Annotated in this window: 3 protein-coding genes; 2 read left to right on the top strand and 1 reads right to left on the bottom strand. The window is 66.1% G+C overall.

All coding sequences use genetic code 11. The features are described from left to right. The first annotated feature begins 212 nt into the window (after positions 1-212). Together VF167_11050 and VF167_11045 are read left to right on the top strand one after the other, a co-directional pair. Positions 213-3,179 (top strand): SusC/RagA family TonB-linked outer membrane protein, encoded by a 2,967-nt coding sequence (locus VF167_11050; GenBank protein HEX6925965.1) that lies wholly within the window; start codon positions 213-215, stop codon positions 3,177-3,179. 63 nt (positions 3,180-3,242) lie between these two features. Further along, positions 3,243-4,748 carry a RagB/SusD family nutrient uptake outer membrane protein gene (locus VF167_11045; protein HEX6925964.1) on the top strand — a complete coding sequence of 502 codons (1,506 nt, stop codon included), beginning with the start codon at positions 3,243-3,245 and terminating at the stop codon, positions 4,746-4,748. A gap of 238 nt (positions 4,749-4,986) precedes the next feature. On the opposite strand, the gene VF167_11040 is transcribed toward VF167_11045, so the two are convergent. Further along, positions 4,987-5,896, bottom strand: a 910-nt coding sequence (locus tag VF167_11040; protein ID HEX6925963.1) for a 3'(2'),5'-bisphosphate nucleotidase CysQ, incomplete at its 5' end; no start/stop codon positions are given.

Genomic DNA, 5,896 nt, shown 5'->3' with positions numbered 1-5,896 from the left:
TGACCCTTTCAAGACAAAAACTTCATCCTACCTCGTTGATTTTCCCGCCCCACCCCCGCACGTTGGGTCCCTGACCGCATCCTTCCACCACCCAGGTTCGTGCGCCCGCGCGGCCTCGTCCGCGGATGCCCGGATGAGGCGAGCAAGGGGGCGCGAACCGTTCCCTCCAGCAGAGGCCACCTATGGAGAGTCGCAAGTCCGAGAGGAGATGGATGGCAGTGTCGACGCGGCTGCGCGGGGTGCTGTGGGCCGCACTGACCGGCGCAGTGCTCGCCTTGCCGCTGGCGGCGCACGCGCAGCAGGGATCGGTGAGCGGCCGGGTGACGGACGCCGCCACCGACGCTCCGCTGTCCGGGGTCAGTGTGGTGATCGAGGGCACCCAGCTCGGCACGCTCACCGGTAGCGACGGGACCTACACGATCAGCGGCGTGCCGGTCGGCACGCAGCGGGTTACCGCCGCGCTGATCGGCTACGCTTCGCAGACGCAGCCGGTTGCGGTGACGGCGGGGGCTACCGTCGAGGCACACTTCGCCCTGGAGAGCGAGGCGATCGAGCTCGAGGGCCTCGTCGCCGTCGGCTACAGCACTCGGCAGGAGCAGCAGATCACCAGCGCCGTGCAGCAGGTCACCGAGTCCGAGCTGCGAGACGTCACTGCGGCCAGCGTGAACACCATGCTGCAGGGGAAGACCGCGGGCGTATTCATCACCGGCGGCAGCGGGGATCCCGCGGCCAACCCCACGGTGCGCATCCGGGGGACCGGTTCGGTGACCGCGGGCTCGGGCCCCTTGATCGTCGTCGACGGCGTGATCGGGGGGATGGTCGATCCCTATGACGTGGAGTCGGTGACGGTGTTGAAGGACGCCGCCGCCACCGCCCTGTATGGTTCGCGTGCGGCGAACGGCGTCATCGTCATCACCACCAAGCAGGGGCGACGGGGAGCGACGCGGGTGGACGTCAGCAGCTCCTACGGTGTGAGCCGGCGCAACGATGGCAATTTCTCCCTGATGAGCTCGGCGGAGCTGTACGAGCTCCTGCACGATCGCATGGGGGTGACCGCTTTCGGCAACCGCACGCTGGGACCGGACCTGCTCGAGCGGAACACCGACTGGCTCGACTACGGTTTCCGCACCGGGCGGACGAGTCGCCTCGACGTGGCTGTATCGGGTGGCGACGACCGCACCCGCTTCTACCTCTCCGGGAACTGGTACGACGAAGAGGGGACGCTCATCGAGACCGGCCTGGAGCGCGTCGGCGCGAGGCTCAACCTGGAGCACGCGGTGAACGACCGCCTCACCGTCACGGCTCGCATCAACGTCCGCGAAGACGACGACCGGAATAATCCGGAGAGCACGACGTACGGCGCCTACACCTATCTGCCCTGGGATTACCCGTACAACGAGGACGGCTCGATTCGCACCGGTCGAGAGCCCGACTGGTTGGGGCGGGACAAGACGAATTTCCTCTACGGCCTGCAGTACAACGACTCACGCGACCACTACCGTCGCATCAGCGGGGACGTGATGCTGCGGTACGATTTCACCCCCTGGCTCAACTTCACCACCACCAATCGGTACGGAACGACCGATCACCGCTGGAAGAGCAACGCGGACCCGCGCACACCCGCCGGAAGCACCCTCGGCGGCCTGCTGACCAACGGTCTTGTCCAGTCGGAGTCGCAGCTCAGCTCCAACCTCCTCCGACTCAACTACGACACCGGGCCCCACACCTTCGGCGGCATTCTCGGGGTCGAGTACCAGCGCGACGCCTATGACGGGTTCAATGCGCGCGGCGCCGGCATCTTCCCCGGCTTCGGGGTGCTGGACGCGGCCGCGGGTGCCGACAACGTCGGGGGTAGCCGCGGCGAGAGCGTCTTCCATTCCGGTCTCTTCCAGGGCGACTACGACTACAACGACACCTACTTCGCCACCGTCTCCTTCCGGAGGGACGGGTCCTCACGTTTCGGCCGCTCCAACCGCTACGGCAGCTTCTACAGCCTCTCGGGCGGCTGGATGCTGAGCAACGAGCCGTTCCTGCGCGACGTGTCGGCGGTCGACATGCTGAAGTTGCGGGCGAGTTACGGCACCACGGGGAACGCGGACATCGGCGACTACCTGTGGCGGGGCCTCTATGGCTTCACCAGCCAGTACAACGGCGAACCTGCCGCACAGCCGATCCAGCTCGAAAATCCCGATCTCACCTGGGAGGTCGCCCGAACCCTGAACGTGGGCGTGGACGCCCGGCTGTTCGATCGCTTCGACCTCTCGCTGGACGCCTACCGGCGCGTGAACGACGACCTGCTTCTCAACGTCACACTGCCGGGCACCAGCGGCGTCAACTCCATCGTCCGCAACATCGGCTCGATCGAGAACCGCGGCATCGAGCTCTCGATCTCGACGCCCCTCCTGCAGGGTCCCCTGCTCTGGACGACGGACTTCAACATCGGCTTCAATCGCAACAAGGTTCTCGCCCTCAACGAAGGTGAGGACATCCCGAACGGCAACCAGCGCATCTCCGAGGGCTACGACCTGCAGACGTGGTACATGCGGAAGTGGGTCGGTGTCGACCCCGAGAACGGGGATCCGCTGTGGGAGGTGGTCAACTACGGGCCCGATGGCGAGGTCATTTCACGGGAGACGACCAACGACTACAACGCCGCGACCCTGCAGCGCGTCGGCAAGGCCTCGCCGGATTTCACCGGCGGCTGGGTCAACGACCTCAGCTACGGTCCGCTGTCGCTGCGAGCGACTTTCAGCTTCGTCTCGGGGAATCTCATCTATCACCAGGCGCGCGAGTACTTCGATTCAGACGGGGGCTACATCGACTTCAACTACATGCGCCTGGCCGATGGTTGGAGCCGGTGGGAGAAGCCCGGTGATCGGGCCACGCACCCCAAGCCGATCCCGGGCGGCAACCGGCTCGCGCACCGACCTTCCTCGCGGTACCTCGAGGATGGTAGCTACCTGCGGCTGAACAACGTCACCCTGTCCTATCAACTGCCCGACGGTCTGCTGCGGAATGTGAACGCAGCGACCGGACGCCTCTACCTGGCGGCAGACCACGTCTACACCTGGACCGAATTCTCCGGACTCGATCCCGAAGCGGGGATCGGAGGCACGGTGAGCTCCGGCTTCTATCCAAGAAATCAGAAGCTATTGATCGGCCTGGACCTCGGCCTCTGAGGAGCCGGCCTTCACCGATTGCCAACGCACCCGAATTCGGACCGACAAACCGCCATGGGGATCATGATCAATAGAAAATCCATCATTCCGCTGGGCCTCTGCCTCTCGACGATGCTGGCCGCGTGCGAGTCGCTGTCCACCGAGCCGTCGACCGGCATGGCGTCGGAGACAGCCCTGGGCACCCTCGAAGGGATCGAGGCTGCCACCCGCGGCAACTACCGCCGACTCATCGACCACGGGCTGGACTGGCACCGTCTCGCCGAGTTCCCCTCCGACGAGGTCATGCTCTGCTGCACGACCTCCAGCGCCCTCTACAACCTGTACACGTACATCCACGCGCCCAACCTGAGTAACGTCCGGGGAATCTGGCGCGGGCTGTACCAGGCGATCTACGGAACCAACCAGGTCATCGAGCGGCTGGAGCCGGGCACGTCTCCCGAGACCGACCAGTTGCTGGGAGAGAACATCTTCCTGCGGGCGTACTTCCACTTCTATCTGGTGAACGCCTTCGGCAGGCCATATGTGCAGGGACGGGACAATCCCGGCGTGCCGATCGTGACCGGAACCGATCCGGACGAGCGACCGGCGCGCGCGACGGTGGGGGAAGTGTACGACTTCGTCGTCGCGGAGCTGGAGCGTGCGGCTGAGCTGATGACCATCGCCAAGCCGAACGGCTTCGCTACACGCGAGGCGGCGTGGGCGCTCCTGTCACGGGTACACCTCTATCGGGGTGAGAACGAGCAGACGATCGAATACGCCACCCGGGTGATCGAATCGGGGCGCTTTCAGCTCGCCGATATGGAGACCTACAAGGCGTGGCCCACCATGCCGCCGGAGAGCAACCCGGAGCTCATCTTCGCGATCAAGCACACCCAGGCCGACAACCGCGGCTCGTCCAACGTGGGTTACCTGTACTATCGCTCGCCCGACGGGGTGGGCTACGGGGAGATGTACATGGCGCTTCCGCTGTACGAGAAGCTGATGGAGCACCCCGAGGACGCACGCCTCGCCTTCATCGATCCGCAGTACGAGCGCGACGCCGACGGCAATATCGTCACGGATGAGGAAGGGCGGCCGGTGATTCAGACCCGGAACGGCGTGCCCATGATCTACGTGATCAAGTACGTGGGTCAGGAGGGAATCGTCACCCTCAGTTCGCCAGTGGTGCTACGGCTCGCCGAAATGTACCTGAACCGCGCCGAGGCCAACGCCAAGCTGGGCAACGACGCCGCGGCGCTCGAGGACGTGAACCGCATCCGGCAGCGCGCCGGTCTCTCCGGCGATGGGTTGTACTCGATCGGGGACCTCAAGGGGCACGATTCCGTCCTCGACGTCGTGCTGGAAGAGCGGCACCTCGAGCTCGCCTTCGAGGGTCACCGCACCTACGACCTCTTCCGCAACGGCCGGCCCGTGGTACGCACCTACCCCGGCTCGCACCTGACCCCTATCGCCCCCGGGGTGAATGTGGAAGCGGGCACCCAGCTGATTCCCCCGGATCATCCGAGGATCGTGTATTTCCTGCCGGAGGATGAGCTGGAGTTGAATTCGAATCTGGAGCAGAATCCGTAGGAAGGAGCAGGGAGTGGAGGGAGCTGAGGGAGATAGGAGTTGGGAGGGAGTGGGCTGGAGGAAGGCAGGAGGGGAGCCAGAAGCCAGGAGCCAGAAGGTTCGGACGCCGACATCGGCTCAGTCGTGCGGGCGCGTCAAGCGCCCCTTGGCTGACATCCAACTAGAAGGAGCTCACAAACCTGCTCGAGCCAATTCTGGCTCCTGGCTTCTGGCTCCTGACTCCACTCCCTCCTGACTCCTAACTCCCTTGACTCCTAACTCCCTGCTTCCCCCCCGCTTCCCCATACATTCCCAACCATTTCCCCATTACCATCTCCGCCACCCCCGGCGCACAAGCGAAGATTCCATGCGGCTGACGGGGATCCGGCTTGTTGTAGCGGAGCGATTCGCCGCGGCAGTCGGTGACGGTTCCGCCCGCGGCGCGAAGGATCGCCTCGGGGGCGCAGGTGTCCCACTCCTTGAGGTAGGGGACGGGGTGCAGGTAGAGGTCGCGCTGGTCGTGGGCGATGCGAGTGCACTTGACCCCCACGGAGCCGCAGGGGGCGACGTCGGTGATGCCGAGCGCCTCCCGCAGCCGCTCGACCAGCGGCTCGGCGTGGCTGCGCGAGCCGACCAGGCGCAGCGCGGCGGGATCGGCGGCGCCGCGAGTGAGCGGCTCGCGCTCGCCATCGCGCTCGACCCACGCTCCCTCCCCTGGCGCACCGGCGTAGAGGACGTCGATCGCCGGCAGGTAGACCACCCCCAGCACCGCCTCGCCGTCGACGGCGAGGCCGATCATGATCGAGAACTCGCCGTTCTGCGCGAGGAACTCCTTGGTGCCGTCGAGCGGGTCCACGATCCAGACCCGGCGCGCAGAGAGGCGCTCCGCCGAATCCTTCGACTCCTCGGAGAGGATTGCGTCCCCCGGAAAGGCCTCCCGCAGGCCCGCGACGATCACGTCGTTGGCCGCGTGGTCGGCCGCCGTCACCGGCGACTCGTCCGCCTTGGCCACCGAGGCGGTGGTGCCGTAGAAGCGCATCGCCGCCGCGCCGGCGGCACGGGCGATGGAGCTAGCCGTGCGGAGGTCGGAGTGCAGATCGGTCACCGGGCGCACCCCCGGAAGCCGGTCTCGAGGTGGGGCGTGCGCCGGGCACAGGCGTGCGTAGAGA

The organism is Longimicrobiaceae bacterium, from assembly GCA_036375715.1.
GTDB lineage: Bacteria > Gemmatimonadota > Gemmatimonadetes > Longimicrobiales > Longimicrobiaceae > DASVBS01.
This window is presented reverse-complemented; position numbering and strand designations above follow the sequence as displayed.